The following is a 5,179-nucleotide window of genomic DNA, read 5'->3' on the forward strand; positions in this document are numbered from 1 at the left end:
AATACCGTGGAGTTCTCTGCAAACACCGTATTCACCGTTTGCACGTTCAGCTCAGCGATTTGCTGCATGCCCGACGCGTAGCGGCGAGCGACGTTGACGAAGGTTTGTAAGTTTGACGCACCAAGCACATTGGCCGGTTGAAGAAAAAGGTTAAACATCCGCGCCTCCCGGTAAAGTTTGCGAGCGAATAGACTGATCGTTGATTCAGCGGTAAATTGTTGCATCGCAACAATACCTATCATACGGGAGCGGTGAAATTCGTCAAGCACAAACCCAATGATTCGTTGTCCTGTAGAATCATTCGCTCTGCACGTTCGTTCGCGTTCCTCGATGGCCCTCTCAACGTCGCATGCCTGGATATCATGACGCGCTCGTGACGCAGTGGACGGCGACATGGGGCCGCGCTCACCCTGCCTTGAGTTCACCGGACCGGGTCAAGCCATCGCCACGTTGGTGGTCTGGCCAAATATCCTTTTGTTGAAGACAGGACGCCCAGCGCTCACCGCCATCGCGATGCTCGCAATCTGCACGTCTTATCCGGCGATCTTCCGGCTTTCCTCCGCGCCGGGCTTCGGACGCATGCTCGCCGACACGGCACAAATCGCTCATGCCGCCACCACGATGCATTGATAACTTCCGTGCATCAATGCTTCCAAAAATCGCACTTCCCGTTTCGAGCAACTTGAGCAAATATCGGTACTCAAGTCGTTCAAAAAACGCATCTAAAGAAGAACGCTTCGGAGACAGGCGAGACTCGTAAGCAGCGGTTCGCCACATGCCAGCGCGAGCCCGGTCAAGGGCGCCGCCACCCGTCGCCGACGCGCATCTCGCATGACATATCTCGCTATTCGATTCCTGCCGCCGCTTTCGAGCGCGTACACGGCAGCGGTGCTTTTTTGCGCCTGTCGCAACGAGTTGCATGAATTTCCAGTACTTGCTTCATTCGTCATTGCCCTTCAATTCAGGAGACACTCACATGCAGATCACCGGAATGTTGCACGGCGCACGCCTGCTGCAGTTCGTCGGATTTCCAGCCAGCGAGGTGCTGGGTCCGGACGCCAGCGAGGAAGCGATCAAATCGCTCATCGACCGCCACGGCCAAGTGTTCATCAAACCGGTGTTCAAAGGTGGCGTCGGCAAAAAGGGAAAGGCGGGGCTGCTCGGCCGCGCCACCGATCTCAAGACAGCACTGGCGGAAAAGGAGCGGCTCTATTTCGCCGAGCACGCCGTGGGTCACCTGAAGGCGAAGGCAAACGGTGTGACCTTTGAAGCAGGCGTGCCGGCCCGGCACGAGGTCTATTTCTCGATCACCGACTCCACACGCTTTCGCGCCCCGACGATGACGCTCTCGCACAAGGGCGGCATGGATATCGAGGAAGTCGATCCGAAGCATGTCGCGATGGTGCCGTTCGATGCGTTGACCGGCCTGAAGGCGTTCGTCGTCGCCAATGCGCTGAGCGAGATCGGCGCGCCGCGCGAAATCATCTCGCCGCTCGTGCAGCAGTTGCCGAAGCTCTGGGAGCTATTTCACGACTTCGGCATGACGACGCTCGAACTCAACCCGATTCGCATGCGCGAAGACAACAAGGGGCGCCTCACACCCGTGGCCTGCGACTTCAAATGCGGATTCGATCGCGACGACCCGCGCTTCTCGCGCCTCGGCCTGCCCGCGCATCTGTTCGCCGCGGACTACTCGGACTTCGAACAGGAGATCAACCAGCTTCGCACACATCAGGGGCAAAGCGATGTCTATGTGATCAACGAGCGCGGCACGATCCTCGCGCCGACCTTTGGTGGCGGCGCGAACTCGCTCGTGACCGAAATGCTGGGCGACGCGGCCATCATTTCGTCGGACTTCGGCGGCAATCCGCCGTACGAGAAGATGAAGGCGGTGGCGCGCATCTGCTTCAGACACTGGCTCAGGCAGTCGAACGTGCTGTTCATCATCGGTGGCAAGTCGAATAACACCGATATCTACGAAACGCTGCGCGCCATGGCCGATGCGCTGCGCGAGCACTTCAGCGAGCATGGCCCGACGCCGCTCTATGTCGTGCTCGGACGCGGCGGCCCGAACCTGGTGCGCGGCATGTCGGCGCTGCGCGATACCTGCGATTCGCTCGGCCTGCCCTATCGCCTGTTCGGCTTCGACTCCGACATCAGCGAAGTGATCCAGTACGCGCGCCGTGCCGATGCATGGATGCAAGCGGGCGGACGCGCACAGGTCGCAACGCGCATCGGCGCGCGCGAGGCGCAATCGCAAACCGAATCGGCGTGAGGAGATCGACATGCACAAGCAAGGCAACAGTCATTTCAAATACTTCGTCGGCGTCCAGTCGCTGGCGCAAATCGCGATGCGCGAGGATCGCGTGTGCGTGCTCAACATTCTCGGCGGCGAATCGTCGGACGTGACGCCGGTGAGCCACGCTTTCTCGGGCGCGAACATCGTGTTCGGCACCGCTCCCGGCAAGGGCGGAAAAGCGCTCGCGACGCCCGTCGGCAATATCCCCGTGTACAACAACGTCCGGGAAGGGCTCGAAGCCGGTCACCGCTTCAACTGCGGCGTGGTTTATCTGCCGCCGTCGGCTGCGCGCGATGGCGTCGCCGAACTCATCCGCGTCAATCCTGATCTGCGCAAGATCTTCATCATCACGGAGAAGATCGCCGTGCACGATGCTCGCGAGATTCGCGCGATGGGCCAGCAGGCGGGCATCGACATCTTCGGCGCGAACGGGCTGGGCGTCGCGGATTCATGGCAGCGCGTGCGCATCGGCGGCGCGCTCGGCGGCGATGACCCGGGCGCGACCTTGCGCCAGGGATCGATCGCGATCTTTTCCAACTCGGGCGGCTTCAGCACAACGATCGCGCAGTATCTGCGCATGAGCGGCTGGGGCACCTCGACGGTCATATCCAGCGGCAAGGACGTCTACATCCATTATGCGGCGCCGGAGTTCGCGTTCGCTCTCGCCAACGACGCGCGCAGCAAGGCCGCCGTGCTGTATTGCGAGCCGGGCGGATACTATGAGGCCGACGCGACCTTCACGAAACCCGTGGTCGCCTGCGTGGTGGGCCGCTGGAAGAGCCGCCTCACGCGGGCGGTGGGTCATGCGGGCGCAATGGCAGGCGGCGCCGACGATGCGCTCGCGAAAGAGCGCTGGTTCATGGAGAAGTTCGGCGTCGAACGACTCTTCACACCGGGCGATCCCTGCTGTTCGGCCAAGGGTGCGGTGGTGACGAACATCGCGCATATTCCCGCGGCGCTCACGGCGGTGATGCGCGCGAACGCGACGATGCCCGACTTCGAGCCCGAAGGTAGCCTGGCGCTCAAGCCGTGGTTCGGTTCGGATCAAGGGCTCGCGTTGCCCGATGAGCTTGCACTGCGCGTCGTAAATGCAGTCGCGCCCTACGACGAACAGGTCGCGCGGGTCAACGGCCAGATTGGCGCGATCCCGCCGCGACAGCCATTGAAGGACGCCTCAGGGGCCTCCCAGATGGATGCAAAGTCGCAGGTAAGCAGCCTGCACGGCGCATCGATGCTCGATGCCGCCACGCATTCGTTCGAGGCGAACGTCTGTCTCGCGCTGTTGCACGAGTTCGGCGGGGTCAACGACGAAAAGCTCGTCAACGTGGCGGTCGGCGCGGCGGTGAACCTGCACGGCACGCCCGAACTCGCGGCGGCGCAGGCAGCGCGCGAAGCGGGCAACGCGCCCAACGCGGTGCTCGCAGCAGCAGCCGCGATCATCGGGCCGAATCGACAGCGCGCGGCGCGCGACGCGGCCAGGCTGATGATCGATCGCTTCGCAGCGGCGAAACTCGAAGACGCGTTCGATGAAGCATTCGACATCGACGCCGTCGATGCCAACGACAGCGCAGCGCTGTTCTCCGACGAACCCGACCCGCACGCCGAAGCCTTGCTTGCGGGTCTCGCCGCGCGCGGTGTGAGTTCGGCGTTCGTCCGATGGGTGACGCACGGCCCGGGCCATCCGCGCGCGGACGCCGTGCTCGCCGCGATCACGACGACACTCGCCTGGGGCCCGCTCATGCGCAAGCGCATTTCGCGCCTGACGGCGGAGAGCCTGCCCTGGTGGACGCGATTGTTCGGCACGCTGATCGGCGCTTCGGCAGACGCATCTCGTCACCGCCCCGACAGGTTCTGCGACTTTGCCACCGAGGAATTGCTCGGCGAGCGCTCGCTGACGGAAATCGCCTTCGCAGCACTGCTCGATCTGAAGCCATCAGACGACGATCTGTTCGCGTTCAGGACGCTCACGGGACTGCTGCTCACGAACGGACCTGGCGCGATCTCGGCGCAGGGCGCAAAGGGCGCGGTATCCGCCGACGGACCCGAGAGCCCCGAGCGCGTGCAACTGAACAAGGCGCTCGTTGGCTTTCTCACGCACACTGGCTATACGCACGGCGGCAACGGCTACGAGGGCATCGCGTTTCTCAACGACGCATTTCGCGACAGCGGCCTCGACAACCCCGCCGACGCGCATCACGGTATCGACCTGGACGCACTTGCGCGTCGCTCCGTCGAGCGCTACGCGCAGTACAAGGCGCGTCAGAAGCAGGCGGGTAGTCTCGACATCGCCAAGCTGCCGGGCGTGAATCATCCGGTTTTCAAGGACAAGCCGGTGAACCATGATCCGCGAGAGGTGTTCATTGCCGAGTTGTTCGAGCGGCGCGGCGAGTACAACGCGCTCCATGCGTATTACCGCGCGCTAGTGCAGTCGCTGTTCGACGCCGGCGTGTCGCGCAATATCTATTGCGTGAACGTCGACGCGGTGATCGCGGCGCTACTGTTGAAGATGCTGTGGCAGCCGCTTAAACGCGGCCAGTTCAGCGAGGCGGATCTCGAAACGGCCGCGTTCACGATCTTCCTCTATCCGCGCATGCTCGGCTGCGCCGCGGAAATCGACGATCACCTCAACCGCGGCCGCAACATGGACACCCGCACGGCCGCGTCGCAGTGCGGTTTCGTTGCATGACGTCGTCCAACTGAAATTCGGCTCCCGGCGGCGGAATCCGCCCGCCGCCGCGGGTTTCGATTGATAACCCTTGTATATCAATCGTTCGATAGTTCGCACTTATCGTTTCAGTTGTTAGCGGCGAACATGCATGAAAGACAAATCCGCGCGCACCGCGCATTCCAGGTTTTCCGGAGACATTTCGATGCACCAAT

At 62.4% G+C, this 5,179-nt stretch carries 3 protein-coding genes and 1 pseudogene; 3 read left to right on the plus strand and 1 reads right to left on the minus strand.

Annotated features, from left to right (window positions below; all coding sequences use genetic code 11):
* Positions 1-224 (minus strand): annotated as a pseudogene (locus AWB80_RS42450) (hypothetical protein); the annotation flags it as partial.
* A gap of 157 nt (positions 225-381) precedes the next feature.
* Here AWB80_RS42450 and AWB80_RS43805 point away from each other — a divergent pair.
* The 3 genes from AWB80_RS43805 (at position 382) to AWB80_RS42460 (ending at position 4,985) form a co-directional block, all read left to right on the plus strand.
* Entirely contained in the window at positions 382-630 is a 249-nt protein-coding gene (locus AWB80_RS43805; RefSeq protein WP_143328289.1) for a hypothetical protein, read from the plus strand.
* A 346-nt stretch (positions 631-976) separates the two neighbouring features.
* Positions 977-2,275 carry an ATP-grasp domain-containing protein gene (locus tag AWB80_RS42455; protein ID WP_061180568.1) on the plus strand — a complete coding sequence of 433 codons (1,299 nt, stop codon included), beginning with the start codon at positions 977-979 and terminating at the stop codon, positions 2,273-2,275.
* Between the two features lie 10 nt (positions 2,276-2,285).
* Positions 2,286-4,985, plus strand: a complete 2,700-nt coding sequence (locus tag AWB80_RS42460; protein ID WP_061180569.1) for a CoA-binding protein — start codon at positions 2,286-2,288, stop codon at positions 4,983-4,985.
* The last annotated feature ends 194 nt before the right edge of the window (positions 4,986-5,179 follow it).

Source organism: Caballeronia pedi, from assembly GCF_001544915.2.
GTDB classification, from domain to species: domain Bacteria; phylum Pseudomonadota; class Gammaproteobacteria; order Burkholderiales; family Burkholderiaceae; genus Caballeronia; species Caballeronia pedi.

What these genes read in the sequence shown, in the direction of transcription:
- AWB80_RS42455 (WP_061180568.1), top strand. Translation starts at nt 977, where the DNA reads ATGCAGATCACCGGAATGTTGCACGGCGCACGCCTGCTGCAGTTCGTC.
- AWB80_RS42460 (WP_061180569.1), top strand. Translation starts at nt 2,286, where the DNA reads ATGCACAAGCAAGGCAACAGTCATTTCAAATACTTCGTCGGCGTCCAG.